Annotated in this window: 25 protein-coding genes and 3 pseudogenes; 13 read left to right on the top strand and 15 right to left on the bottom strand. The window is 43.2% G+C overall.

Going from position 1 to position 25,213, the window contains the following annotated elements:
• Positions 1-169: 169 nt before the first annotated feature.
• On the top strand, positions 170-805 hold the full coding sequence (locus JKP82_RS11970; protein ID WP_159530566.1) for a response regulator transcription factor: 636 nt from the start codon (positions 170-172) through the stop codon (positions 803-805).
• Between the two features lie 101 nt (positions 806-906).
• Here JKP82_RS11970 and JKP82_RS11965 read toward each other — a convergent pair whose 3' ends face one another.
• From JKP82_RS11965 to purM, 5 genes are all read right to left on the bottom strand, one after another.
• Positions 907-1,455: a CAP domain-containing protein gene (locus tag JKP82_RS11965; RefSeq protein WP_246604375.1), complete on the bottom strand. Its 549-nt coding sequence runs from the start codon at positions 1,453-1,455 to the stop codon at positions 907-909.
• Between the two features lie 118 nt (positions 1,456-1,573).
• Positions 1,574-4,036: an acyl-CoA dehydrogenase FadE gene (gene fadE, locus JKP82_RS11960; protein ID WP_159530564.1), complete on the bottom strand. Its 2,463-nt coding sequence runs from the start codon at positions 4,034-4,036 to the stop codon at positions 1,574-1,576.
• 387 nt (positions 4,037-4,423) lie between these two features.
• A complete protein-coding gene (locus tag JKP82_RS11955) occupies positions 4,424-5,167 on the bottom strand; it encodes a DUF3108 domain-containing protein (RefSeq protein WP_201299254.1) in 744 nt (247 codons plus the stop codon).
• Positions 5,127-5,777, bottom strand: a complete 651-nt coding sequence (gene purN / locus JKP82_RS11950; RefSeq protein ID WP_159530562.1) for a phosphoribosylglycinamide formyltransferase — start codon at positions 5,775-5,777, stop codon at positions 5,127-5,129. Before purN ends, JKP82_RS11955 begins: the two co-directional genes overlap by 41 nt.
• The gene (purM, locus tag JKP82_RS11945; protein WP_218397162.1) at positions 5,774-6,814 is read right to left on the bottom strand and encodes a phosphoribosylformylglycinamidine cyclo-ligase; all 1,041 of its coding nucleotides are present in this window, start codon (positions 6,812-6,814) and stop codon (positions 5,774-5,776) included. The genes purN and purM overlap by 4 nt, the downstream gene beginning before the upstream one ends.
• A 277-nt stretch (positions 6,815-7,091) precedes the next feature.
• Here purM and JKP82_RS11940 point away from each other — a divergent pair, with 277 nt between their 5' ends.
• Together JKP82_RS11940 and hda are read left to right on the top strand one after the other, a co-directional pair.
• Entirely contained in the window at positions 7,092-8,462 is a 1,371-nt protein-coding gene (locus JKP82_RS11940; protein WP_159530559.1) for a DUF2066 domain-containing protein, read from the top strand.
• 10 nt (positions 8,463-8,472) lie between these two features.
• Positions 8,473-9,207 carry a DnaA regulatory inactivator Hda gene (gene hda / locus JKP82_RS11935; protein ID WP_159534520.1) on the top strand — a complete coding sequence of 245 codons (735 nt, stop codon included), beginning with the start codon at positions 8,473-8,475 and terminating at the stop codon, positions 9,205-9,207.
• Between the two features lie 62 nt (positions 9,208-9,269).
• Here hda and JKP82_RS11930 read toward each other — a convergent pair whose 3' ends face one another.
• Genes JKP82_RS11930 through arsC form a run of 4 tightly spaced genes read right to left on the bottom strand, consistent with a single transcriptional unit; the run spans position 9,270 to position 12,670 of the window.
• A complete protein-coding gene (locus JKP82_RS11930) occupies positions 9,270-11,189 on the bottom strand; it encodes a hypothetical protein (protein WP_218397160.1) in 1,920 nt (639 codons plus the stop codon).
• Positions 11,190-11,191: 2 nt separating this feature from the next.
• The gene (locus JKP82_RS11925; protein WP_013784241.1) at positions 11,192-11,611 is read right to left on the bottom strand and encodes a DUF2069 domain-containing protein; all 420 of its coding nucleotides are present in this window, start codon (positions 11,609-11,611) and stop codon (positions 11,192-11,194) included.
• Entirely contained in the window at positions 11,601-12,317 is a 717-nt protein-coding gene (locus tag JKP82_RS11920; protein WP_159530555.1) for an NAD(P)H-dependent oxidoreductase, read from the bottom strand. The genes JKP82_RS11925 and JKP82_RS11920 overlap by 11 nt, the downstream gene beginning before the upstream one ends.
• Entirely contained in the window at positions 12,317-12,670 is a 354-nt protein-coding gene (gene arsC, locus JKP82_RS11915) for an arsenate reductase (glutaredoxin) (RefSeq protein WP_159530553.1), read from the bottom strand. Before arsC ends, JKP82_RS11920 begins: the two co-directional genes overlap by 1 nt.
• A 342-nt stretch (positions 12,671-13,012) precedes the next feature.
• Here arsC and JKP82_RS11910 point away from each other — a divergent pair, with 342 nt between their 5' ends.
• On the top strand, positions 13,013-13,504 hold the full coding sequence (locus JKP82_RS11910) for a TlpA family protein disulfide reductase (protein ID WP_218397158.1): 492 nt from the start codon (positions 13,013-13,015) through the stop codon (positions 13,502-13,504).
• Here the strand turns inward: JKP82_RS11910 and bepA are convergent.
• Positions 13,499-14,968 carry a beta-barrel assembly-enhancing protease gene (bepA, locus tag JKP82_RS11905; protein WP_159530550.1) on the bottom strand — a complete coding sequence of 490 codons (1,470 nt, stop codon included), beginning with the start codon at positions 14,966-14,968 and terminating at the stop codon, positions 13,499-13,501. The two genes, JKP82_RS11910 and bepA, sit on opposite strands and share 6 nt — an antisense overlap.
• Positions 14,969-15,248: 280 nt before the next feature.
• Here bepA and JKP82_RS11900 point away from each other — a divergent pair, with 280 nt between their 5' ends.
• A complete protein-coding gene (locus JKP82_RS11900) occupies positions 15,249-16,325 on the top strand; it encodes an AI-2E family transporter (RefSeq protein ID WP_159530548.1) in 1,077 nt (358 codons plus the stop codon).
• 123 nt (positions 16,326-16,448) lie between these two features.
• Here JKP82_RS11900 and JKP82_RS20865 read toward each other — a convergent pair.
• Both JKP82_RS20865 and JKP82_RS11895 read right to left on the bottom strand, forming a co-directional pair.
• Positions 16,449-16,562 (bottom strand): annotated as a pseudogene (locus JKP82_RS20865) (thioredoxin-dependent thiol peroxidase); the annotation flags it as partial.
• A 142-nt stretch (positions 16,563-16,704) separates the two neighbouring features.
• On the bottom strand, positions 16,705-17,013 hold the full coding sequence (locus tag JKP82_RS11895) for a helix-turn-helix domain-containing protein (protein ID WP_201299253.1): 309 nt from the start codon (positions 17,011-17,013) through the stop codon (positions 16,705-16,707).
• A gap of 96 nt (positions 17,014-17,109) precedes the next feature.
• Between JKP82_RS11895 and JKP82_RS11890 the strand changes: the two genes are divergently transcribed.
• A complete protein-coding gene (locus tag JKP82_RS11890; RefSeq protein WP_159530546.1) occupies positions 17,110-17,376 on the top strand; it encodes a transposase in 267 nt (88 codons plus the stop codon).
• 488 nt (positions 17,377-17,864) lie between these two features.
• Here JKP82_RS11890 and JKP82_RS11885 read toward each other — a convergent pair whose 3' ends face one another.
• Positions 17,865-18,293: a hypothetical protein gene (locus JKP82_RS11885; protein WP_218397156.1), complete on the bottom strand. Its 429-nt coding sequence runs from the start codon at positions 18,291-18,293 to the stop codon at positions 17,865-17,867.
• A gap of 302 nt (positions 18,294-18,595) precedes the next feature.
• Between JKP82_RS11885 and JKP82_RS11880 the strand changes: the two genes are divergently transcribed.
• The 7 genes and pseudogenes from JKP82_RS11880 to JKP82_RS11865 all read left to right on the top strand — a co-directional run.
• On the top strand, positions 18,596-18,997 hold the full coding sequence (locus JKP82_RS11880) for a hypothetical protein (protein WP_218397154.1): 402 nt from the start codon (positions 18,596-18,598) through the stop codon (positions 18,995-18,997).
• 1,037 nt (positions 18,998-20,034) lie between these two features.
• Positions 20,035-21,054: a hypothetical protein gene (locus JKP82_RS11875; protein WP_218397153.1), complete on the top strand. Its 1,020-nt coding sequence runs from the start codon at positions 20,035-20,037 to the stop codon at positions 21,052-21,054.
• A 168-nt stretch (positions 21,055-21,222) separates the two neighbouring features.
• Positions 21,223-21,408 carry a hypothetical protein gene (locus JKP82_RS21070; protein WP_373996600.1) on the top strand — a complete coding sequence of 62 codons (186 nt, stop codon included), beginning with the start codon at positions 21,223-21,225 and terminating at the stop codon, positions 21,406-21,408.
• Positions 21,409-21,522: 114 nt separating this feature from the next.
• Positions 21,523-21,753 carry a hypothetical protein gene (locus tag JKP82_RS21065; RefSeq protein ID WP_373996599.1) on the top strand — a complete coding sequence of 77 codons (231 nt, stop codon included), beginning with the start codon at positions 21,523-21,525 and terminating at the stop codon, positions 21,751-21,753.
• 128 nt (positions 21,754-21,881) lie between these two features.
• Positions 21,882-22,058, top strand: coding sequence for a hypothetical protein (locus tag JKP82_RS21060; RefSeq protein WP_373996602.1), 177 nt, complete (start codon positions 21,882-21,884; stop codon positions 22,056-22,058).
• A gap of 128 nt (positions 22,059-22,186) precedes the next feature.
• A pseudogene (locus JKP82_RS21055) lies at positions 22,187-22,501 on the top strand (integrase core domain-containing protein); the annotation flags it as partial.
• A gap of 32 nt (positions 22,502-22,533) precedes the next feature.
• Positions 22,534-22,974, top strand: a pseudogene (locus JKP82_RS11865) (DDE-type integrase/transposase/recombinase); the annotation flags it as partial.
• A 215-nt stretch (positions 22,975-23,189) separates the two neighbouring features.
• Here JKP82_RS11865 and JKP82_RS11860 read toward each other — a convergent pair.
• Together JKP82_RS11860 and JKP82_RS11855 are read right to left on the bottom strand one after the other, a co-directional pair.
• The gene (locus tag JKP82_RS11860) at positions 23,190-23,984 is read right to left on the bottom strand and encodes an ankyrin repeat domain-containing protein (protein ID WP_218397151.1); all 795 of its coding nucleotides are present in this window, start codon (positions 23,982-23,984) and stop codon (positions 23,190-23,192) included.
• A partial coding sequence (locus tag JKP82_RS11855; protein ID WP_218397149.1) for an RHS repeat-associated core domain-containing protein occupies positions 23,978-25,213 on the bottom strand: 1,236 nt, incomplete at its 5' end. The genes JKP82_RS11855 and JKP82_RS11860, both read right to left, overlap by 7 nt.

Below are 25,213 nucleotides of genomic sequence, written 5' to 3'. Positions count from 1 at the left end.
ACTCAGCTAACGGGAATTTGGTCGGCAATTTTACCCTCACAAATTTAAATGCCAATGGAAAACAGTAAAAAAATCAAATAAAGCGGTGATTTTTAACGAATAGGGCTTTTAGAATTAAATCGAAAGTATTAACCTAGGGATATAAGAACTAAAGGAAGTAATAACGCTAATGACAAGAATTCTAGTAGCAGACGATCACCCATTGTTTCGTGAAGCACTCAGCGGAGCGTTAGAACCTTATTTTGAAAACGCGCAGATTCTTGAAGCCGGAAGCCTTGATGCTGCGCTGGCCGTTTTAAATGAATACGACGGCATTGAGTTGGTCTTACTCGACTTAAACATGCCAGGCGGTGAATATTTTAATGGCATCATTTCGTTGCGTGAGCAATACCCTAATATACCTATCGGCGTAGTGTCGGGTAGCGACACGGTAGAAGTGGTTGCGCAGGTAATGAGCTTAGGCGCTCAAGGCTTTATCCCTAAAGTGTCAGCAACACGTGAAATGGCGCAAGCTATTGTTGATATCATAGCGGGTAAAAAATGGCTTCCTGAAGGTATGGAAGACGAACTTGAGAAAGTAGACGACGAATTGAAGTTGTTGCTTCAACGTTTCAGAGAGCTAACGCCTAAACAAATTCAAGTATTGTCATTCCTTCGTGCTGGCTTAATGAACAAGCAAATAGCCCACGAAATGAATGTAACTGAAGCGACGATTAAAGCGCACATTAGCGCAATTCTACGTAAGCTAGAAATCAATACCCGCACGCAAGCAGTATTGTTGATGGACAAGCTTCAACTAAGCTAGTCGTACAAGCAAGCGTTACAAATTAAAAAAGCCGGTGTTATTAAAAACACCGGCTTTTTTGTTTTTACTGCAATTGCCACAATTTTTAAGAGTGTAGTTCACTATTGCATTGGGGTAATTTCACCATTTTCGGTAACAATGCCTAGCCCCTTATCGGGCACTTCACTAAACGATTGCTGTTGTGCATCACCACTTAGTTTAGTGAGATAAATTGCCCAGTATTCTACATGTGGCGTTTTATAATCTTTAAAAAAGGCGATCCCGATTTCATTTTGTTCAGCATAAAAAGGAATTTCACCAAGCAAATGCTGTTTGTGGGAGAACGAGCTTTTTAATGCGTGCCACACCTTTTTAGCTGTTTGATAACCACCAGCCAATGCCTCAACCTGATTGCTCATCGCATCGCCGTAATACGACGGGAGTGTTAACCCTGCGTTTCGCAAACGTGTGTTTGGGCTGCCACCTAAGAAATGCGACACTAAACCTTCTTCTGCCATGTCTTTTGCCTTTTGCTCTGCAATGGCAACTAGGGTGGGGTTACAGTGAATTTGGGTTCGGGCTTGGTTTTTATCATTCACAATAAGTTGGGCAAGTTTTTTGGCTTGTTCCGAATTACCACACTGAAAGGTATCAGAAGGTAACGAAACCATGGCGTGTTGCGATTCTGCCTGAGCAGGCGCAATCACGAGCAAAGATAACCAAAAAATAGCAGTCACTTTAGTGCATAAAAAAAGGCCGCCGAAGCGGCCCTTTTTGAGAAGGGTTAAACTAAGCAGCTTTGCCTCCTCGTTTCTTTATTTCGCTAGAAGAGTTAACCTTAGCCACTAATTCTTCGTGGTCAAAATCGTCCACGTTAATGGTTCTCAGTCTTCCTGCTTCTGTACGACGAAGTAAGTCAGCTTCTTCTTCATTAATGATGTCTTCACTAAGCGCTTCGTCTGCTAACGCCGCTAAACGTGTGAAAGGCAGTTTCGCTTTCTTATGTTTGCAAATGCGCTCGAAGATTGGCTCGGCTGCTAACACGTCATCAAGAGTCTGTTCTAAGTCACCGAACAAGTTACCTTCTTCACGAGACAGATACTGACCATAACCTAAGCGACTACGTGCGCTACAAGGGGTTTGCAGCATTTGCGCAATAGCATGCTCGGTTTTATCAGAAGGCTTACCAACACGACGACCAAACGGAATAACAATACCACGAAGCACAATACCAATGGCTTTGTTAGGGAAGTTCGCTAAGAAGTCATCAATGGCTGTTTCAATGTCATGCAAGGTGTTTTGCATTGCCCAATGAAGTAGTGGTAAGTCTTCTTTTAAGCGACCATCTTCGTCAAAACGTTTCAAGGTAGTACTACCTAGGTACAAGCCGCTTAAAATGTCACCTAAGCGTGCAGATAAGCGCTCACGACGTTTTAAGTCACCGCCTAACACACCCATAGAAACATCAGTAAGCAACGCTAAGTTTGCACTGTAGCCTTGTAACAGCTTGTAGTAGTGAGCCGTTTCGTCAGTGAAGGGTGCACTGCTAAATACGCCACTTGTCAGCGAGAACCAAACACTACGAACGGTATTTGAAATGGCAAAACCAATGTGACCAAATACGGCTTTATCAAAAGCGGTTATGCTTTCTTTCTTGTCTTCAATTGATGCGGCTTGAATTTCTTTCAATACGAAAGGGTGACAGCGCATTGCGCCTTGACCGAAAATCATCATGTTACGAGTAAGAATGTTCGCGCCTTCAACAGTAATTGAAACTGGAACACCTTGGTAACCACGGCCCAAATAGTTATTTGGCCCAAGCATTACGCCCTTACCGCCATGAACGTCCATTGAATCATTTATAATCTGACGCATCTTTTCAGTAAGGTGGTATTTACAGATTGCCGAAATAACAGACGGCTTCTCACCCAAATCAACACCAACTGTTGAAAAGCGTGTTACGCCATCCATCAAGTACGCATTACCACCGATACGGGCTAGCATTTCTTCCACGCCTTCCATATGGCCAACAGGCATACGGAACTGACGGCGAATACGCGCATACGCACCCGTTGCCAATGATACAGATTTAGCGCCACCTGCAGCAGAAGACGGTAGGGTAATACAACGGCCTACTGATAAGCATTCAACCAGCATACGCCAGCCTCTACCTGCCATTGCTGGGCCACCGATGATGTAATCGATTGGAACGAAAATGTCGTTACCGCGAATAGGACCATTTTGGAAAGGCGTATTTAGCGGGAAGTGACGACGACCAATTTCTAGGCCCTTAGTATCGCGAGGGATAAGTGCACAAGTAATACCTGGCTCTTTATTCTCACTTAACAAACCGTCTGGATCTTGAAGCTTAAACGCTAGACCAATGACCGTAGCCACTGGCGCAAGGGTAATATAACGCTTGTCGAAAGTTAGGCGCATACCTAGCACTTCTTCACCGTTCCACTCGCCTTTACATACCACACCGACATCAGGAATTGCGCCGGCATCTGAACCCGCTTCAGGGCCCGTTAATGCAAAACAAGGAACTTCTTGACCTGCCGCTAGGCGAGGTAAGTAATGGTCTTGTTGTTCTTTTGTGCCATAGTGTTGAAGTAGCTCACCTGGACCTAACGAGTTAGGAACACCAACCGTACTTGAAAGTACGGCGCTAACGCCAGCAAGCTTTTGAAGAACGCGAGACTGAGCGAATGCTGAAAACGCTAGGCCGCCGTATTCTTTTTTGATAATCATGGCAAAGAACTTATGTTCTTTAAGGTATGCCCAAATTTCAGGAGATAAGTCGGCATCTTTATGGTTAATTTGCCATTCATCTACCATTGAGCATACTTCTTCAACCGGGCCGTCTAGGAACGCTTGTTCCTCAGCCGTTAAGCGACCTTTTGGAATACGGTGAAGTTTTTCCCAATCAGGCTTACCACTGAAAATATCACCGTCCCACCATACTGTCCCTGCATCGATTGCTTCTTGCTCGGTACTAGACATTTCTGGCATTACCTTTCGGTAAAACGCTAATAACTTTTTAGTGATGTGCTGCTGACGAATATTAGAAAGGGTAAACGGCAGCGTAAGTGCTAGGAATACAATCCAACCAAGTAAACCAATATCACCAAATAGAGTCCCTAATATCATGACTCCGCCAGCAATACACACTGCTGTTACTAAGCTGGTACGTTGATAGCTGGCAACGGCCAAAGCTAACACTACCAATAAAAACCAAATAAAATCTGCCATACTTCGCTCCTGAAAAGGCGTTAAATGTAACGCTCATCGTTCCTCTTATTTTGGTTCATTACGCATGATTGTGCGCAACTATCAAATTGAGGTCAGACCAGCATGGGTTAAACCTATTATTTAATGGCTCAAAGATCAAGATTTTTACATGAATTTTGCATTAAAAGTAATGGTTATAGTGCAAGTTAAACTGCGGTATATATGGGTTAGCCAAGCTAACTTGTTGTCAACCACGTGGCATGATAAAGATTTGTAGAGAAAAGAGAAAAGAGAAAAGAGAAAAGAGAAAAGAGAGAAGAGAAAAGAGAGAAGAGAAAAGAGAGAAGAGAAAACAGGTGGGGCTCATCCATCGATGATGTCCCCACCTACAAACAGTGCAAGCAACGTTTACTGAGTGGCGTAAGACTTCAATTTAATATCGCCTTGTTCTTCACCATCTTTAAATTGCTGCAAACGCACCAAGGTATAGTTTAATGATGGAGCAAACCACGCAAAGGTTTCACGGGTTTTAGAGTCGCGAATAAGTTTTACTTTCACCGTGTCGAATTCACCGTAAGGTAATGACAGGCTTTCGTTAGCCACCACTTCTACACCGTAAGTACGTAATTCACCACGATAGTTAACAAAGTCGTAGGTTAGGTTAGTTTCGCCAGAGGCTAATTGGTTTGCCAAGTCTACGCGGTAAATTTGGTTGTCGAACTGGCCGTTCCAAACAAATTCTTCGCCATTCTCAACCGCTATTTTGCCGCCGTTATCGGTGTTGAAATTAACGGTGAGCTTTTTATCTGGCCCTGTACCTGTGCGAGTATAATGATACTCAATAGGTAATACGGTACTGTCTTCTACTTTAAAAATAGAGTGCTCGTAGCGTTTGTCAGATAAAAAGAATTTTGACACTTTGGAAGAGTAAGTGAGGGAATATTGTGTATTGCTTAACGCTTCAAGTTTAATGCGAGCTTCGCCCACATCATCGCCCCATTTGTAAGCCGTATAAACTGCCTCGTAGGGTTGAAGTTTACTCTCTGTTGTATCGGCTGCGTGGGCGCTAGCGCCCACAAAAGCCAAAAGAAACGCTGCTACATAGCTGCGTTTACTCGTTTGCATAACCCGATTCTGGGAGTTCTTGCTCATCTAGGATAGCCTTATTATTTACCATCTTAAGTCGCCCCGCACTGAACCAAGAAAGCACTAATGGGTATATGCGACGCTCCTGTTCTTGAACACGATCTGCTAAGTCTACCGCAGTGTCATCTTCGAAAACCGGCACGCGGCTTTGAATGATGACTGGGCCGCCATCTAACTCAGGCGTAACAAAGTGCACGCTAACGCCGTGTTCTTCGTCGCCATTATCAATGGCTTGCTGATGCGTATTCAATCCTTTGTATTTGGGCAACAAAGAGGGATGAATGTTCACTAATTTTCCAGAAAAAGTATTTACAAACTCAGGCGTTAGGATACGCATGAAGCCCGCAAGTACAATATAGTCTGGATTTAATGATTCAATTTCAGCTTGCAATGTCTTGTCGTAGCTTTCCCGACTGTCATGCTGCATGTGGTCTAGGCTAATTGCGGTAATACCGGCTTCTTGCGCACGGGTTAAACCGTACGCATTAGGGCGGTTACTAATAACACCACATATTTCAGCATCGAGCTTTTCAGCGCTGATGTTATCAATAATGGCTTGTAAGTTACTGCCGTTACCTGAAATTAAAACGCAAAGTCTGGTTGATGGAGTGCTCACGCGTTTATCTCAACTTGCTGCTGACCGTCTTTGGCTTGAATGTCACCAATTAACCAGGCGTTTTCACCGTGCTCTTTCAAGGTTGCAATAGTGGTATCTACATCAGCTTCATTAATAACAATAACTAAGCCCACACCACAGTTGAACGTACGGTACATTTCATGACGAGTAACGTTGCCGTTCTCTTGTAGCCAGCTAAATACTGAAGGCCACTGCCAACTTTTCTCGTCAATAACCACTTTTGCATCATCAGGTAATACGCGAGGGATGTTTTCCCAAAAGCCGCCGCCAGTAATGTGTGAAATGGCGCTAACTTCCACTTTCTCAAGCAATGCCAATACAGATTTTACATAAATACGGGTAGGCTCAAGTAAATGCTCGATAAGCGGTTTGCCGTCTAAATCTTGATTTACGTCGGCGTTGCTCACTTCTAAAATCTTACGTACCAGTGAGTAACCGTTAGAGTGAGGACCTGACGACCCTAGTGCGATAAGTTTCTGGCCAGGCTTCACTTTAGTGCCGTCAATAACCTTTTCGGCTTCAACTACGCCTACGCAGAAACCTGCAATGTCGTAATCGCCGCCATGGTACATTCCCGGCATTTCTGCGGTTTCACCACCAATTAGGGCACAACCCGCTTGCTCACAACCATTACCAATACCGGTTACTACCGATGCAGCAACATCAACATCCAGCTTGCCAGTTGCGTAATAATCTAAGAAAAACAACGGCTCTGCGCCTTGTACAATAAGGTCATTAACGCACATAGCAACCAAGTCGATACCCACACCATCGTGACGGTTTGCATCCATAGCAACACGAAGCTTAGTGCCTACACCATCGGTTCCAGAAACCAGCAACGGGTTCTTATATTTTGTTGGAAGCGAACATAATGCGCCAAACCCACCAAGGTTTCCTTTTACTTCCGGACGGTGAGTCCTTTTAGTAACGGATTTAATACGGTCGACAAGTTGGTTTCCCGCATCAATATCGACACCAGCATCTTTATAACTAAGAGAGGTTTTATTTTCGCTCACGTTTGCGCCCTAGAACTAAGAGTAAGAGGTAGAAAAACGCGGATTCTACCAGTAAGTCACCACAAGTCCAATTGACTAAGGCGGATAAGGGTCAGATCATGTGAAAAAAGTGTAATTTGAGTATGAATTACCTTTTTTAGCGGCTTCAAACTTCGTTTTTTATATTTATAGATGAAATAAACATGAATATGACAGAGAATAGCGGGCAACGATCTTTTGACGTTGTAGTGGAGTAGTGAAGAAATTGATTTCTTATCGGAACAGGAAAATTAGGCGTATGTTTCAGCAACAATTAATTCGCGGTGTAGGGGTGGCAATAGCGGTGTGCACAATGAGTGCCCATGCTACGCAGCACGTGGTGGTTAATGAAGCACAGATACCTGTTAGTGATCAGAGTCAAAAAACACAAGCCAACGCAGTAAAAAAAGCCCTAACTCAAGTAATGGTGAAGGTATCAGGAAATACCGAGGTGTTGCAGAACCCTGGCGTAAGGGCCGCACTTAGAACGCCTGAAGCGTACCTTCGCTCGTACCGTTTTTCCTATTCAGGCAACGAAACCTATTATGTCGCTGAGTTTGATAAAACTAAGCTGACTGAGCTGATGAAACGTGAAGGCCTGCCTTTGTGGGGCGAACGTAGACCAGAAACTATTGTGTGGTTGGCCACAGAAACCGACGATAACGAACGCATCATTTTAGATGAAAGTACACCAACGCCTGTAGGGGAAATGTTGGTTCACACCGCGAAAACCCGCGGTGTGCCGGTAAGCTTACCGCTAATGGATTTAACCGATTCAGCCAGTATTTCAATTTACGATGTGTGGGGTAGGTTTGTTCAGTCTTTAACAGCATCATCGCAGCGTTATGGTGTTGATAATATTATTGGCGCTCGCCTATATAAAAATACCCCTGGCGAGATGCCGTCTATCCCTGAAGGGTTGCCTGCTTCGTCTGGAACTGGTGAAGGTGGTGTTTACCAAGATACTAATTACGAAGATAATAGCTACGCTGATAATGAAAACCAAAATGCGCGTGCAGGCACAGAGCAACCACTAAGTGGTCAACTCGATTTAGATGAAGTTGATGGCGTGAATCTGCAGGCAAACGAAGAACAACAAGCAAGCCTTGTAGGCGATGAAGTATCAACTGCGATGGTGAATGAAGTGCAAGCATTGCCGCCTTTCACGATGGACGAATTCACCCAATACGCACAAAAAGCGCAAGAGGGAGAGTATGCGCTTGATTGGGTGTTTGTGGGCAATGGCAAAGTAAGCTACGGGTCTATTTTCGCCGATGAACCCACCTCTCTCACGCAGCAATTGGTTGATGCTTATGCCAACTATCTATCTTCACAATATGCAGTGATACCCGGTGCGGTAGACGCAGAAAGAGTGCAAATCTCTGTGTCGGTTGCCAACGTAGACTCATTGAAAAAATACGCTAATGCTAATGCGTATTTGAAAAGCTTAAGCGTGATAGAAGAAGCCATGTTAACCGGCCAAACCGGTTCCGTAGCCACGTACAACTTAACCTTGCTTGGTACCCCGGAAGATTTACTCAATACGGTAAGGCTTGAATCTAAACTGCGGCCTGTAACAGATTCCTTCGGTCAAGTTGTAGAAGGATATACTTTTTACTGGAATGAATGACCCCCTTGCTATGCAGCTAACTCTCCCTGTAACGCTACCCACAGATGAAACCTTTGACAGTTTTATTGATACAGGAAACCAAGAAGTGGTGGCGTTACTTAAGGGTATTCCAAGTGCTATGCCTGCATGGCAGGATGCGCCGTCGTTGGCATCGCTTTCTGCACTACATCTGCCATTGGTTACCCTTTTAGGTGGGCAGGGGTTAGGTAAAAGCCATTTACTGTATGCCTTGTGTCATCAACTGGCGCAGCAAAACGTGAATCACCTTTATCTGAATTTAAATGGCCATGCCCAGTGGTCTTTTGATATTTTTGATGGGTTAGAAAACCTTTCGGTTATCTGTTTAGATAATATACATGCCATTGCTGGTCATCCGCGATGGGAAGAAGCCTTATTCGACCTTTTCAATCGGGTGATAGAAAACCCTCACGCACTCATTGTTGGTAGCAGTCAGCATGGACCGTCACATCCCGCATTTCAATTACCCGATTTAAGTTCTAGGCTTGCGTGGGGCGTAATTTATCATTTAACGGCGCTTAATGATGAATCGCGTAAGGAAGTGGTTCGATTGCGTGCTAATCAACGCGGATTGCGGTTGTCAGAACAGGCATTGCAGTTTTTGCTGCACCACAGCGACCGAGATTTACGTAGCTTGTTAAGCTTACTAGCAAGGCTTGATACCCGTTCATTGCAGGAACAAAAAAAGCTCTCGGTGGCGATGGTTAAGCGAGAACTCGGGCTTTAATTAGCACAGCTTTATTCCTGCCGCTATCGCTCTGCGGTAATATCAGTACCGGGTTTCTCTTCCTAATATTGACGCTCTTCAAGCTTCTCTTGTGCTTTTATAATCGCATTCTTTTCATCGCTTGTTAGCTCAACACTACCGTCATTGTCTAAATCCACCGTATTAAACCACGTGCTTCCGGCAGGAAATAAAGTCGGTGTTGGCATTGCAGCTTGAATAGCCGGAATGTCGAGTTCGGGTAATACGCGGCTAACCGCATAATCTGCTCGTAATTGAAGGTTGTCATCGTTTATACGATCTCGTTGCCCCCAAGTGACATTATAAGAACCATCGTCTACTGCATCACCCGAAAATATACCCACATCGGCACTGGCGCCCATACGATGAAGCATCATGAAACGCTCGACCAAATTAGCAAAGTCTTCTCTTTCGGTATAATAGGAATAAAAGGTCACTGCGCCGTCGCTTGCAAACCAATTGGCTACTTGAGCCGCTGAATAAGCGCGCTGTGTACTGTTGGCTTCATCGCCGCCGTAGCGTACCTGCGCCAGCGCATGCAGTTGAGATGAAGTCAGTGGCAAGGTGTTTTCAAGGCCTGTAGATAAAGGCGTGTTGTTGTTAACGTAGTTTAAAGGTGTATTACTGTTAGATAAGGTCGACCAAGTTGTGTAGTCGAAGAAATCATTCGCATGGGCGAGTTCGTGGTACATCAACCATGTTAGTGCGGCATCGACACCTTGTTGTGTACGGGTTGACCTTGTTGACGCTGCCAAGCCAGTTTGTGGGTAGTAGTATTCAGCGTCTTTCACATATCGCCAAAAAATAGAAAAATCTAAATCACTACCAAAGCCGCTACGATAGTCGGGCTGGGTATTAATGGTGTCTCGTTCTTCAGGGCTGCGCCAAAAATTATTCGCGTCCAGATAAATAGCACCGGTAACCGCCCAATAAAACGAGGGGCGAATATCGTAAGAAATCACAACCGCACTGATTGCTCTTAGCATTTGTAGCAAATCTTCGCTGCTGTTAGAGGTTTGTAAGAACTGCTCGAATGCTTCTCCCATCCAAGGGTGAGACACATAGGTTCTATCTAAAATATCATCAATTGTTGGCGATTCTGTTTGCTGCCCAATAAGAGGAAGTTGGGCAAAGGTGCAGCTTGATGTTAGTTCATTGTTGTATACACAAGCTTCCAACGCAGAGGCATAGGGGCTATTCGGGCGGTACGCTAGCATGTGCGAAGTAACGGTTTCTGGAATACTGCCTGAGTCGTCAACGAAATACGCATCCGAATTTATATCAATATTTTTTATCACTACCTGAACGGTATCGGTTGAGGTAGAACCATCATCGAAAGTTAGCGTAGCTTGAATTTTTGCAATGCTGTCTGCGCTGACTTGGGGTGCTTGAAAATAAAGGTTGTAGGATAAATCGTCGTCATCAAAGGTAAATGCGGGTATGGATGCCCCGGATAGCTGTTCCCAGGTAATGTCCGTTACGGTTTTTAAACTGTTGTTATCTACGTGCAATGAAACGCGGCCACCTTCGCTGGCTTCGTGACCTAAGCGTAAAATGGCTTCAGGGGGCTGATCTTCAATAACGGTAAGGCTAAGCTCGTGGGTTAAGGTTTCGTGGGTAGAGGTTTCGCCGCTTGAAAACGATGCGGTAACCGAAATAAGGTATTCACCGGCCGCCGTAACATCGAAGCCTATGGCTTGGGTGTGAGAGGCAAGAGGAGCGATACTGCCTGCTTCCGTGCTTGCACCACTCACCGCATTAACAGTCCAATTTACGCTGGTGATTGATGTGCCTGATGGGGCAATAACGGCAAAATCGGCAGAGTCGCCAGCAATGAGTTCGCTGGCGCCCTGAATGGTTAGACTGGGTGGCGAAGATGGGGTGGGTGTAGTGACATTGCTATCGCCTCCTGAACCGCCGCATCCGTATAATGCCAGCAGTGAAATTGGTAGTAGCCACTTCATTGTTATTCCCCTTGTTCGAAATGCGCCTTTTCTTCTTGCATAACTTGTTTAAGTTTTTTCAATCCAAGGCCAAGTTCACGTCCACGTTTGCGCGCAAACGCACTGCAGCCAACAAACATTCCTACACAAAGCAGAATTTCAATTGCTGCATACCAGCGTTCTTCAGGCACTGCATAAGCCACAGTACAGCCGTGCATTAGATAAAACAGTACCACGAAATTTGCCCAAGCGTGAGTATACGGCTTACCTTGTATAACGCCTTTGTAAGGTAAAAGTAACGGCACTAAATAAACTAGCGTAATAAATATTGGTGAGTACGTTAGCGTTTTATTAAGAAAAAACTGCCACGCAATAATCCACACAATTAATAAGGTATGACAACCCAGTGCCAAATAACGATAAAAACGCGTATTAGGCGCCATGTGTTGTCTCCTGGTTATTTGCATGCCACAAAGCACTGGCTAAGTTTGCCAGACGTTTACCTTGAGCAATACATAAAGATTTTTCATCTTCGGTAAGTGTGACCGCATTATCTAGGGCCACATGGCTCACACCGTAAGGGCTACCACCACTTCGCGTGTGATGAAGCGCAGGCTCGCTGTAGGGCAGGCCGCACATCACCATGCCATGGTGAAATAGCGGAATCATCATAGACAGCAGCGTTGATTCTTGACCGCCATGCATGGAAGAGCTTGATGTAAATACACACGCAGGCTTATTAATTAACGATCCTTTTAACCATTGGCTGCTGGTGCTGTCTAAAAAATGCTTCACTGGTGCAGCCATGTTACCAAATCGCGTAGGGCTTCCTAGGGCAAGCGCGCTACACTGCTCGAGTTCTTGTAAGGTTACCGTGGGGGCTGCGTTAGGGTTTGCCTCTTTTAAACTGGCATCTGCATTTTCTTCGCCTGAGCCCTGATCACTTGAACTATTCGAGTTAATGTTTAGGCTTGCCACGCTGCGCACTATTACTTCAGGTCGTACAAATGATGCAGCTGTAGCCGGTGATGCAGAGATAGCATTGGCTTCCATGCTTGATAGTTCAGCCATTGCCCCATGTGCTATAGCATCGGCTAACCTTTTGGTACTGCCATGGCGGCTGTAATAAAGAATTAAAATAGGGCCCATTATACGATTTCCAGTACGGCCTCTGGCGGCCTTCCAATACGGGCTGTATTGTTGTTAATCACCACAGGGCGCTCAATTAACTTAGGGTGTTCTACCATAGCGGCGAAAAGCTGCTCATCGGTAATATCTGCACCACCTAATGCATTCGCTTTATAGGCTTCTTCTTTGGTACGCATCATGTCTCGCACATTTTCTATGTTAAGTTGCCCGAACAAGGTGTTAAGTTCATCGATACTCAGTGGCGTTTTTAAATATTCTACTACGGTAGGCGAGATACCTTTTTCTTCAAGTAGTGCTAAGGTTTGGCGGCTTTTAGAGCAGCGCGGGTTATGTAAAATAGTAACCGAAGACATAATGTCGCCTCATCGTTAAATCATTGCCAAATTTTGGCGCTGACTATTGCTTGTTTGAAGGTATTTTTCAAGGTGCTAAGGCCTTATTAGTGACAAAAGCGCAATAATATTGGTGTGTAGGCCCCATAAATGAAAGGTGATGCTAAGCAATTAACCCTGCATGTGCAAACTACGCGTTTAATATGGCGTAAATACCAAAGTAATCTCATTCCCAAATACATGAAAATACTTGCTATTAAATACGCAGCAAGGCATGTTTGCACACCGTTGCTGTTTATATTGTTGGTAATATTGTTTTTATAAATAATAACGCTGTTCATAAGGCAAAAAGGTACGCTAAAAATGACGAACGCTGTGAAGCAAGGGCTGTTGATTATATTGGTGATGTTACTTTCGGCAACCGCTGGAGTATGGTTTTACAATTACCATCAAACCGACTTTGAAACCCTTCAGGGCGAAACATATAAATGGCGTGATTTAGAAGGTAATTGGGTGATCATTAATTACTTTGCACCCTGGTGTGCGCCGTGTTTAAGAGAAATGCCTGAGTTACATCATTTAAGCGAAAACCTACCGCCAAACACTTTGTTATTCGCGATTAATTACGACGTGCTACCGGAAGATGATTTACAGGCCATGGCAAACAAGTTTGATATTACGCTGAATTTGATTGTAGCCAATGAAGAAACCCAGCTTCCCATTACAAAGCCGCCGTATTTACCGGCGACTTATATTGTGGGCCCGAAAGGGCAGGTTCAAGCCGAGATTTTAGGTGAGGTAACCGCTGACATCTTAAAAGACAAAATTGCGGCGTTGCAGGCGCAGGCGCTATAAACGCTGTAACCGCTCTTCTTGATCTCTAAATTGCTTTATTCTTGCCCTAATGCGCTGCTTTTGAAGATGGTCGTCGTCTTTCGCAAAATTATAAGCATACTGTAATTCATCTACGGCGCGAGTATAAGCGCCATACAAGGCGTACACTTCTGCCTTACTTTGATGCATTTGCGAAAAGCGCTTCGCTTTTTGATACGCCTCTGACATCAACTGATGCGCAATTTGGTATTCATCGTTCACCAATAAAAAGTCTTTCAGTAAGCTAATAGCATCATCGTAACGACTTGCACTTATCATGGCATTCGCTTGGTTGAGTGCCAGTACTTGATTGCGCGGGCTATTCTCTACAAAAGGTGACAGCATTTCTACCGCCTTCAAAGGCTCGCCTTTAGCAATGTAAATATCTGTTGCGGCGTCTAGGTAAAACAGGTTGCCGCTATCTTTGGTTAACAATTCACCCATAATGATTTCTTGGGCTTTGTCGTATTCTTCGGTACGCATGTACGCCAATGCTAAGGCGTAAAGCGAAGCTTCTCTTACTCGATAAGCCTTTTTATCTACCTGTGCGGTGAAATACTCTACGGCGTAATCAGGTTCGAATGAATATCTGGCCATGATCCTAGCTTTAGCCAGTTCAAACTGTTTGCTTACAGGCACAAAGCGAGAAGGATAGTCGTCTGCTCGTGAACGGGCATCGGCAATACGAGACTCAGTTAATGGGTGCGTTAACAAGCGCGCTGGCGGACGAGAAACGTTTCGATATTCTTCTGCCATAATTGAAAAGAAGTCGGCAGCGCCATTGGCATCAAACCCGGCCCGAGACAACATAGCAATACCGATGCGGTCAGCCTCTTGTTCATTTGAACGGGTGTAGTCAATTTGCATTTGTACAGAGGCCGCTTGGCCAGCCTGCATTGCTGCCATACCCGCTTGAGGGTTTGCCATGGCAATTAATACGCCACCAATAAGTGACGCAATGGCTAAGGGCGACGAACGTTGTTGTGCCTGCATGCTTCGAGCAATGTGCCTTTGTGTAACGTGAGAAATTTCGTGAGACAATACCGAGGCCAATTCACTTTCAGTATTTGCCCTTCGCATAAGGCCAGTATGAACACCTATATGCCCACCAAAGAACGCGAAGGCGTTAATCGCATCGTTGTTTACCCAGAAGAAACGAAAGGGGAACTTGGCATTTTCGGCATGAATAACTAAGCGGTTACCTAAATCTTGTAGATATTCATCTAAAACAGGATCGGCTATTAGCGGGCTTTGCCCACGCATTTGACGCATAACGGCATCGCCAACAATCATTTCTTTATCTAAAGAAATAGCGTCAGACGCCACTACACCAATTTCAGGCAGCGCATTTTTATTCGTATAACTCGCGTCTTGCGCAATACTCGATAGACTGGCTGTAATAAGGAAAGACAGCGCAAAGAGTTTTTGAGATAACCTTTTCTTCATGTACCTGTGATTTACTGAACAATACTGGAATACGTATTAGAGCATCAAAGTACCGTTTCAGTTTCAATTATTTATTGTGAATTTTATCATTCTGCCTAGATAAGTACGTTTATGCCAGTTTTAGTGTCACTCTGTCATTATCGTTAACCTTGGCAATTGACTCGTGTGTTGCTTGTTAAATCGTCTTACCAGATTGATTTAAATAGAAAGTGTATTGCCCGATGCTAAGTCTTTACACTATGATGCGTATCCTAATCTTAACATTTCTCAGGAAGCTTTTATGATCAGTGTGTTTGGTCGCTGGTACCGACGCAAATTTTCCGATCCTGATGCAGCCATGCTGCTTATTCTCATACTTATTACAACAACTGCACTGCTTTTGTGGGGCGAGCTTATCATGCCCGTTTTAGTGGCGGCCGTTGTGGCGTATTTACTTGATTGGCCGGTTACCCACCTTGTTAGATTTGGCGTAGGGCGCGCTATTGCCTGCGGCATCGTACTAATGGGGTTCATTACCCTTGTCATTTTCATGCTGATTGGGTTAGTGCCCATTGTCACTCGGCAAAGCATTAATCTTATTCAAGAAACCCCTTTAATATGGCAAAAAGCCCAAGATTGGATCTTAACCTTGCCAGAAAAATACCCTGACTACGTGCAGGTTTACCAAATTCATCAAATGATGGAAGGGCTAAACGACAAACTTGTTGGTGTGGGAGAGACCTTAATATCGGCTTCTTTCAGTAATATTGCCAATGTGGCTGCGTTGTTAGTTTATGCGGTACTTGTACCATTAATGGTGTTTTTCATGCTGAAAGACAAAATGTATTTCTTAGAAAGCATTTCTCAATTGTTACCTAGAGAGCGCCGTTTGATTACGCAAGTTGGCCATGAAATGAATTCACAGATTGCCAATTATATTCGCGGCAAAGTGATAGAAATCGTGATTGTTAGCTTAGTGTCGTGCGTAACCTTTGCCTTCATGGATTTGCGATACGCCATTTTGCTTGGTGTATTGGTAGGTATTTCTGTGCTAATTCCTTATATTGGCGCGGCGGTGGTTACCATTCCTGTTGCCATAGTTGCATTGTTTCAATGGGGTTTAACGCCTGATTTCTGGTATTTGTTTATTGCCTATTCGATTATTCAGGCATTAGATGGAAACTTATTGGTGCCTTTGCTTTTCTCTGAAGCAGTAAGTTTGCACCCACTGTACATCATTATTGCCGTGCTGGTATTTGGTGGCCTTTGGGGCTTCTGGGGCGTTTTCTTTGCCATACCGTTGGCAACATTGGTAAAAGCAGTAATAACAGCGTGGTCGAGTAACCCTGCCGGTTTACCGGTGGCTGAAAGCGAATAAGCTGTAAATATTTAACATCCAGTGAAATAAAAAAAGCGGTAGTGTGAACTACCGCTTTTTTTATTAGCTTTTTGTCAATGTTAAATCGATATAAAACCGCTAACGAAATACGTTTATAAAGAGTTACTTGTTATCTGCCAAGTAATCTAACACTACTGTGTGATGCTCTTTGGTTTTGAACTTATTGAAAACGTGTTCAATAACGCCGTTTTCGTCTACTAAAAAGCTCAAACGATGTTGATTTATACCCCAAGCAACATGCACATTACGTTATTTTTCGGGTGTAAAATGAGTATTTTTGAAGTGTGCATTTTAGTTTTTGCACATTAAAGATGTTATTAAGGGAGACAATGCTACAAATCAAGCCAGAGAATAGCAGCTACTTCTTTTTAAGGGAGTTTATTAAGTTCGATTTTTCTTCATCACTAAGCTTCTCGATCAAGCAGCTAAGCTCTGCTGATAGTTCTGATTCACAGAAAAAGTAAGCCAGTGGAACTTCTAGTTCGTCGGCGATTTTTTTCAAAGTCTGGATGTCAGGCACGTGTCTGCCTTTCTCATAATGATTCATTCGGCTACTGGCGGAGCTTTCATCCAGGCCAATCCGTATACCGAGCTCTCTTTGAGAAATTCCTTGTGACACTCTCGCACTTTTAAGTCGAGAGGGAATCGGGTTAGTAGAAGCTTGCAAGTGGACTTCATAGTTGATACCAAAGATACTTAGATTCTCTAAGTTTAATCAAACACTGTATACTTAGGAATACTAAGTTTTACGTTGGAGATAATCTTGAATAGCAGATACCCCGACTCATTAAAAAAGTTAGCTTTAAAGAAAGTTCTTGAATTAGGGCTAAACGCATCTGATGTTGCCCTAGAACTGAAAATATCAAGAAGCACAATTTATAGTTGGTTGAGAGAGGAAAGACAAAGCAGAAGAGAGTCCAAAAATAAGTTTGTCTCTGGAAAGCTTGAAGAGTACATCCATGATGTTAGTGAGGAACGTAAAACTTTAATCAAGGCGTTAGCAATATTAGCGCGAGAATTACCTAAATAGCTCGAACATAAAAGACCTAGTTCATAGACAAGCCCCCCGATCTTCATGATACAGACTTTAAGTAAGTAAAGTCTCCTGTAATAATATCCTCGTTACGTTCTCTCAACGTGACATTATCAGTAGTAGGGGCACTTTTGGTTGTGCTCCACTCTTTGTCCCCCCAGTGACGCTATCGCTAGCTGAGGGGGATGATTCACAAAAGAATCAATGGAACGCCGCCCCCCTTTTGTCCCGCTAAAATCACGATAGACTCGCTTCACTCGCTTGAATTATTGGATTGAATGATGGGGCCAACACCTATAACTAATTTAGAAAACTACACGTTGACTGAGAAAAAAATCAACATAGTCGTCTCCAAATTACCTTTCACGGTTATTGATGATGGTATCGTTTTACTTGAGAACAACCAGCTACTTAAGAATACGATTATCTATCCGTCTGTTGTAGTGGGGGAGGGGGCAGATTGAAAATCCAACCTGCTATACCTTTTACTCTACGCTACTAGGGGGAACGTTAATTATGGTTCCCCGTTCCCGATAAAACTTCAGTAACAGCGTTGTTTCGATTACTTCGCCATTTTCTTCGAACTTGACCAACGTATCATAACCATCTGGGTAGCATTTCAATACCTCAACTGGGGGAGCAAACTTTCTACTTTGACGATATCGACCAAATTTTGGATCATGGTCAATGATATATTGCCTTTCAAAATGCTGGTCTTTGTCCATGCTGGTGTACTTTGTGCCATGGGCATCTACATACCCTTTCAAACGGCGCTTGCCTTTATGTCGTTCAATGTCTTCATAACAAACATAAGGGCGCTCAATTGCGCCAACTACTTCTACCTCTTTCCACGTAAATACGCTTGAAGCACAGCCCGTCAACGAAAACGGTAATAACCATAATAATTTTTTCATAACAATTTCCTCCTTGTCACAACATACAACGACCAAGGGAGCGCACAACAAAGCGACGTTTATTTGTAATTTGCATTCATATGGTCACTTTGCAAATACAACTTATAAACTTCATAGGTAATTATTGTGGCTTTCGATACATATTTACGTCAATTTGGCTTAACCCTCAAGAGCCTTCATGAGTACAGCGGGCGATCTAAACAAACACTTGGTAACTGGTACAAGAAAAAACCCGAATTAATTAAGGCATTGGTTAAAGCGTACAAATACGATGAATTGATAGATCAAGCGAAGTGTTTCTGATGCTAAAGCCGCTAAGTCAATTGCTGGGTATTGATTATCCCATTAAAGCTAAAACAAACGAAGCCTTTGCGCACCTCCAGGATGGAGATTTTATCGCTGGGGGGTGTGCGTTGTACGCCATAGCCTTAAAAACCCTTGAACCTGCCATTGAACTTGTCATATTGAAAAGCGTCTCTGGCCCCGAACATTGTGTATTAAAGTATGGCGGATACTTCTATGACGCTGATGGTGAACAATCTTACGGTGACATCGTTGCTAAGCTCATGAATGAGTTTAACTGCACCATTGTGGCCAATGAAATCGTGGAAAGTATAGATACGGAACAGTGCGCCGAAATTGTCGATGTAAACTGGGACATTCCGCGTTTTATTCAATTTATGAAAATTCCGGTGTTTAGCTAAGTGATGTCTACCGCGAACCCTCAACTTATTCTCAGTTCCAACGTTATTTCATTCCTGCGTTTGTAACCTAATGATTTGCCGTTGTTTTTCTTAATGCAAAACGGCTATTTATTCCGTCCTTAATACCGCTTCCACGGAAAAACACATTCAGTTAGTTCATTTTTAGTGGCTCTAACTGTCGTATTACGCGGACTTTATATTGAAAAAGGCCACTGAAAAAAGACAGGCGGATTGTTCACGAATTATACGAAAAAACACTATCTGGATTTGGCGCACTTTAGGGTTTGAATTTATCGCTGAAGTATGAAGCTGGAAAAATGGCGATCAAAACAATGATATCCGCAAAAAATAAGCACTAGCGAGCGGCACTTACTTGATTGGTATTTGTACAATTTAGCAGTTATATATGACTCATTTATTAATAAATAGTGGTGAAAAATAGACCTAATTGAAGCTTAACTGATGTTTACCGCGATAAAATCGACTATAAGTGACGTTCACCGCGATAAAAGTACCACTTTCAATGTATAAATCCCCAGCTATTGACTTAAATTTGTACGAAATTAGCTTCTATTTCAGTAACTTCAAAATTTTGCAATGTCATAAATTGACAGATATCCAGAAATGTTGAGTATCGCGGTAAACGTCACTTAATGCGCACAGCAACATGGCAAGCATTGATACACTTATGTTTGTACTAAATATGCAGGTAGTTATCGCTTTGAACGTCATTTAACGAATAAATTGTGGGTAGCTGGTGGTCAGACTGTGTACAACTGCCAAAATTATCGCGTTGTACATCACTTAGTATCGCGGTAAACGTCAGTTAGTTAAATTATTATCCAATAAAAAACAATGACTTATCAATTATAAAGGTCTTTTAAATATTAAAATAAAAGAATTAAAGAATAAGAAAGGATTTATTAAAGCGATCCAGAAAAAACTGATTTCATAAAATTTTAGGTTTGATCTTCCGCAAACGTTAGATCTAAACTGAACTCATTCTTAAACTAAATACGCAGATAACTTGAACATAAATGGCTAGTGGCCCTGTCATATTCATCCGGAACAATTTGCTTGATGCGAAATACTTCAATTTAGTTGACGCGCTAATCACTGCAAAGCAACTGAAGCCCTCCTTCAGGCTTTTTATTGAATCGTTCAATACTTCGATATTGACAGCGGAATACGCTACGAACGATGGGGGGTGCATTCGTTATTTCGATGCTTGTGACATGCTCGTTGGGAAAACCGATCCGGATTACCAAACAAACAGGGAGCTTAAGCTTAGTAAAGTTACACGCTACAACCGTCTTAAAACCTTAATTGAACTTGGCTTTTTGGAACCGACTTCAAAGCCAGATGTTGTTGAACTTTATTCTTCCACGAAGGGTAAGCCAGTCACTTTATATCAATTGGTCATGCCCTCAAGCATAGCTAATGCTTCTCAAAGTCAATCTGGTGATACCTTGTATCAGCATAGTAGCGAATATAGAGCCCAACGCCGCCAAGAGCATTCTCATGCCACAAATATGACTTTTGGGTATATGGCTAAGCGATTGGATAAACTCGGCTCTATGGATATTCTGGCGTCTATTTTCTATGACTGTATACGTGCTACCAATTCTATTGACGCAAAAGTTATCGAGAAAGAAAAAGTGGTACCGCACCCTGAAACTAAGGTGCAGGGGAAAATATCTATCACCACATCAACCTCAACGGCAAACGATGCAGCCATCATGGTTCCCGATGATATGGTGTTGCTGAATTATTTTTATAGTTCTATCAATGAGCACTTAATCTCTCACATAGAAAATCTAACCTTCCCTTTTCAAAACCTATTCCGGTTTGATGCGCGTAGCGTAGTGCTAGATTTTATGCTCGATGATAGTGGCGGAAATAGGGAATGGCTCGATGGTGCGGTTAAGCGCATAGTCACTACTAAGTTTAACCTTCGGGGTGATTCAAAAGCATTATGGCTATTTGAAAAATTAGGCATAGTGGATGAGGAAGGACCCCCCCTGTGTCAGGGTAGTTGTCGCCTCAGTTTTTCATAAAAATAAAACAGGGAGCGGTAAAGTAATCATGAGTGAAGCATTATCCTGAAAAGCATAAGAAAGCTGCTAGAAAGTGGCTTATCATTACGTCAATTCGCAAAGCTAGAAAGTATCAACTTATCTACTTTGTATTCATGGCGAGATAAGTATTTAAAAGTAGTTTCTAGTTTGGCAGATAGTAATCGTTCAGATGATTGGTCACCCGAGCAAAAGTTTTCAGTTGTTTTAGAAACAGCATCATTAAGTGAATTGAGTATTGCCGTGAAAAAGGCCTTTACCCTGAACAAGTTAAAGAGTGGAAGCAAAGCTGCATTGCAGGGAACCAAACTAAAAGCCAACAGCGTAAGCAATTAACGCAAGAGCGAAAAGCTGATCGCAAGCGGATTAATGAATTAGAAAGAGAACTTAAGCGTAAAGATGCTGCGCTTGCAGAAACAGCGGCCTTGTTGGTGCTAAGAAAAAAGTTAAATGCCTACTGGGGGAAGACGAGGACAATTAACCTCACTCGCAGATAGGCAGCATTACGCAACCTTGATTGATGAAGCCGTTGTCTCAGGCGCAAGAAAAAAGAAGGCCTGTGAAGAAATTGGCTTGTCGATACGTACGTTACAGCGCTGGCAAGAATGTGGTGAAATCAGTGTTGATAAAAGGAGAACAGTAGATAGGCCCGAGCCAGATCGTGCCAATGCTGGCAGATAACGGGCAATATCTAGCGTCTGAATCGAGCTTTTTTGAAGGCCAATGACCAGCTAACCCATCGAGGTAAAGCAAAACCTAAAGGTAGCCGAAGTAAACCTAAGGGGTACACAGCAACAGCACCGAACCAAGTGTGGACTTGGGACATCAGCTACTGCCCGTCCACAGTGATTGGCCGGTTCTTTTATCTCTATATGATAATCGACATCTTCAGTCGTAAGATAGTCGGTGGGAAGTCCATGAAAGTGAGTCTGGGGAGTATGCAGCTTAATTGCTTGCGCGCAGCCTTTGGGCGGAGAAGTGCGTAAGGAAAGACGTCGTATTGCACTCAGATAACGGCAGCCCAATGAAGTGCCTGACGATGCAAGCTAAAATGATTGATCTGGGCGTGATTGGCTCTCATAGCCGCCCAGGTGTCAGTAATGACAACCCATATTCTGAGTCGCTGTTTCGCACAGTTAAATACTGTCACCGCTGGCCAAGCGAAGGCTTTAAAAGCCTTGAAGATGCAAGGTCTTGGGTGAAAGGCTTTGCCAAGTGGTACAACAATGAGCACAGACATAGTCGGATCAAATTCGTGACACCTGCGCAACGTCACAATGGTGCAGATAAAGCGATACTGGCAAAACGCGGTGAGCTATATAGCAAAGCACAAGAAAAGCATCCTAACCGCTGGTCAAAGAGCATCAGAAATTGGGATGAAATCGGTAATGTGGAGTTAAATCCAGAGAACAAAAAAGAAGCAGCTTAACAGCTCAGGCGACAACTACCTTGAAAAACGCCGTTATTGATGTGTTTTCACGGAATATTGTCGGCTGGCGAGTGATGAAATCTATGCAAACCCAGTTGATTCTAGACGCACTGGAGCAAGCGTTATGGGCACGCGGTAAGCCCAAAGGTGTTATTCATCATAGTGATCGCGGCAGTCAGTATGTTTCCATTCGCTACTCTGAACGTTTATCAGAAGCGGTCTTTAATGCTTCTGTTGGCAGTGTTGGTGATTCGTATGACAACGCTTTAGCTGAAACCATCAACGGTCTGTTCAAAGCCGAAGTCATCCACATAGATGGCCCTTGGAAAGGGTTGGAACAAGTCGAGCTTGCAACATTAGATTGGGTTGACTGGTTCAACAACAAACGTTTACTTGAACCTATCGGTGACATTCCACCAGTTGAATATGAGGAAAACTACTATCGACAATTAGCCGAAGATGCGGCTGCATAACTCAAACAAATCCGCCTCCGAATTTAACGGTGCGATTCAGAGACAGACTTAATTGGATTTTTCTGTAATGATTATATGTGAAGCTATCGCGATAAACTAACTCCCAGAAATGCCAACCCCGCCGAAGCAGGTTTGGTTTCAAACAATCAAAGTTGTATACGCTAAGTATTTACTTAGCCTACATTTGTTAAGAGTTAAGAGTTAAGAGTTAAGAGTTAAGAGCCTGCAAATTTACCCAGTCGTTCTCTAAGTTTTAACCAATTAGATTCGGTTACACTGCCCTGTTTAAAGGCATCTTTGTATGAGTCGAGGATAGAACTCATATTTTTACCTTTGTTATCTTCTACGGTTGCATCTGCTCCTTGATCCAGCAAAAACAATGCTATATCAAATCGAGCAATCCCTGCTGAATACAACAACAGTGTTTTACCTCTTTCATCTCTGAACTCTATATCTGCTTCATTAGAAAGAAGTATCTTTAAACATTTAGGAACACCAGAATTTTTACCTGCTGAAATTGTGGAAAAGGTAGGGGAACCACCAAACATACCAGCTTTTAAGTTTGGGTTTCCACCGTGATTTAGAGCCGAAACTAATAGGCTACAATCCTTCTGATTTCTTGCAGCCCAATGCATTACACTTCCCCCGTCACCAAAGACAACGTTGGGGTCAGCACCTTTGGTTAATAAATGATTAAACCCTTCCTCATTTCTCATTGACCAAAATAGAGCGGTTGCGTTTTCAGCTCCGAGCGAATTAACGTCTACCCCTTCACTTATTAACTCGTCAATGACTGCTATCTTACCTTTACCAGCAGCTTTTGCTAAATCACGCAGCTTTCCTGACGGAAACATTGTTTCTATATCCATATGAATAAGTACTTTATTGCCCAGCGTTTGTTCATACTTTTTTTGTGGGTTATTGAACTGGCTTGCAGTGCTACAATCAGCAATTAGCATCGCACCGATAACAAGAAAAATGCTCGATATTGTACCAATAAGATTTAACATGAAGTCCTCAATTCTCTGCAAACACCGCCCATGTTATGCCAACCAGCATCGCCTAAATTAAACTGTGCTCCCGGCACACTTGTAGGAGTAATGGCATTGACAACACTTACAGCATCATACCCGCTGTGGTAATGAGTAAGATTTCCTCGGCTTCGACTGAAATCACCAATTGTGTTGTTATGTAACCCAGCGGCATTAAATACCACTCCAGTTCCGCCAGTATAGATCGCGGCGGCAGAAGCTAGGCCACCGCCGAGAGAGTGGCCTGTAAAAGTAATTGCACCATAAGATTTCGCTATGTCGATGGCATTGGTGTATTGAGTAGATTCTAGTCCCAGACCTTGTAATATATTGGCTTTCCAATCGGCCAAACTTGAAAAATCAGTACCTGCATAAGCTAGTACTTGATTACCACTTTCACCGACAAACAAGGCTGCTCTTAACCCGGTATCATCTGAGTGTATCTTGGTGATTTCATAATCTCCAACTCTATCACCAACCTGACCATCATAAGCTTTAGCACTCATTTTGGCATGATGAGCAACTTTCGGATCTGTAACTTTATCAGACCAATCTGCCGTTAAAGCAGCCGCGAATGCTCCACTATAGGCTCCATTTGCAAATTTTCCACCAGTAACTTTTGATACCGTTCCTCCTATAACTGCTGATACTAACACTCTAGCTATTGGGCTCTTAATTCCGTTCGCTGCGCCTCCCACAGCAGCACCAAGGCCAGCCGCCCAAAAACCTTCCACAAATTTTCCACCTTGCAATTTAGAAGACAGGCCACCAATAACACTACTCTTAAGCACGTTACCAACGCTTCCTCCTCCCGGCATAATTGCGGTTGTAAAACCAGTGATAAAAGCTGCTTTTAAACTACCTGTAATTGCGTAAGCAGACGCAGCGTTATACGCAACCAAACAAGCTTGACAATAAATGGCGAAAGCAACTGAAATGCCTGCGTTTAAGATTGGTACTTTAGCTATTATTGTTAATAATTTTTTGAAGAAGAAACCACTAGGATCTGTATAACTCAACGGATTATTCAACACATAGCTATATCTATTATACGACTGGCTATTCTTAGGCGCCTGAATATGCGGATCAGCCTGCAAGAACCTACCCAAGGTTGGATCGTAGATCCGACCATTCATATGAATAATACCAATATCATTCATCATTTTATGGCCAGTGTAGCCGTGACTATCACCCGGTGTTGAATACGT

The organism is Alteromonas lipotrueae (genome assembly GCF_019249215.1).
Taxonomy (GTDB): Bacteria; Pseudomonadota; Gammaproteobacteria; order Enterobacterales; family Alteromonadaceae; genus Alteromonas; species Alteromonas lipotrueae.
Note: the sequence above shows the minus strand (reverse complement) of the source record. Positions and strands in the feature narration are given on the sequence as shown.

Bases quoted from the DNA above. Each gene is read 5' to 3' on its own strand.
- JKP82_RS11970 (WP_159530566.1), top strand. From the start codon at position 170: ATGACAAGAATTCTAGTAGCAGACGATCACCCATTGTTTCGTGAAGCA.
- JKP82_RS11965 (WP_246604375.1), bottom strand. From the start codon at position 1,455: ATGGTTTCGTTACCTTCTGATACCTTTCAGTGTGGTAATTCGGAACAA.
- fadE (WP_159530564.1), bottom strand. From the start codon at position 4,036: ATGGCAGATTTTATTTGGTTTTTATTGGTAGTGTTAGCTTTGGCCGTT.
- JKP82_RS11955 (WP_201299254.1), bottom strand. From the start codon at position 5,167: ATGAGCAAGAACTCCCAGAATCGGGTTATGCAAACGAGTAAACGCAGC.
- JKP82_RS11940 (WP_159530559.1), top strand. From the start codon at position 7,092: ATGTTTCAGCAACAATTAATTCGCGGTGTAGGGGTGGCAATAGCGGTG.
- hda (WP_159534520.1), top strand. From the start codon at position 8,473: ATGCAGCTAACTCTCCCTGTAACGCTACCCACAGATGAAACCTTTGAC.
- JKP82_RS11930 (WP_218397160.1), bottom strand. From the start codon at position 11,189: ATGAAGTGGCTACTACCAATTTCACTGCTGGCATTATACGGATGCGGC.
- JKP82_RS11925 (WP_013784241.1), bottom strand. From the start codon at position 11,611: ATGGCGCCTAATACGCGTTTTTATCGTTATTTGGCACTGGGTTGTCAT.
- JKP82_RS11920 (WP_159530555.1), bottom strand. From the start codon at position 12,317: ATGGGCCCTATTTTAATTCTTTATTACAGCCGCCATGGCAGTACCAAA.
- arsC (WP_159530553.1), bottom strand. From the start codon at position 12,670: ATGTCTTCGGTTACTATTTTACATAACCCGCGCTGCTCTAAAAGCCGC.
- JKP82_RS11910 (WP_218397158.1), top strand. From the start codon at position 13,013: ATGACGAACGCTGTGAAGCAAGGGCTGTTGATTATATTGGTGATGTTA.
- bepA (WP_159530550.1), bottom strand. From the start codon at position 14,968: ATGAAGAAAAGGTTATCTCAAAAACTCTTTGCGCTGTCTTTCCTTATT.
- JKP82_RS11900 (WP_159530548.1), top strand. From the start codon at position 15,249: ATGATCAGTGTGTTTGGTCGCTGGTACCGACGCAAATTTTCCGATCCT.
- JKP82_RS11885 (WP_218397156.1), bottom strand. From the start codon at position 18,293: ATGAAAAAATTATTATGGTTATTACCGTTTTCGTTGACGGGCTGTGCT.
- JKP82_RS11880 (WP_218397154.1), top strand. From the start codon at position 18,596: ATGCTAAAGCCGCTAAGTCAATTGCTGGGTATTGATTATCCCATTAAA.
- JKP82_RS11875 (WP_218397153.1), top strand. From the start codon at position 20,035: ATGGCTAGTGGCCCTGTCATATTCATCCGGAACAATTTGCTTGATGCG.
- JKP82_RS21065 (WP_373996599.1), top strand. From the start codon at position 21,523: ATGCCTACTGGGGGAAGACGAGGACAATTAACCTCACTCGCAGATAGG.
- JKP82_RS11860 (WP_218397151.1), bottom strand. From the start codon at position 23,984: ATGTTAAATCTTATTGGTACAATATCGAGCATTTTTCTTGTTATCGGT.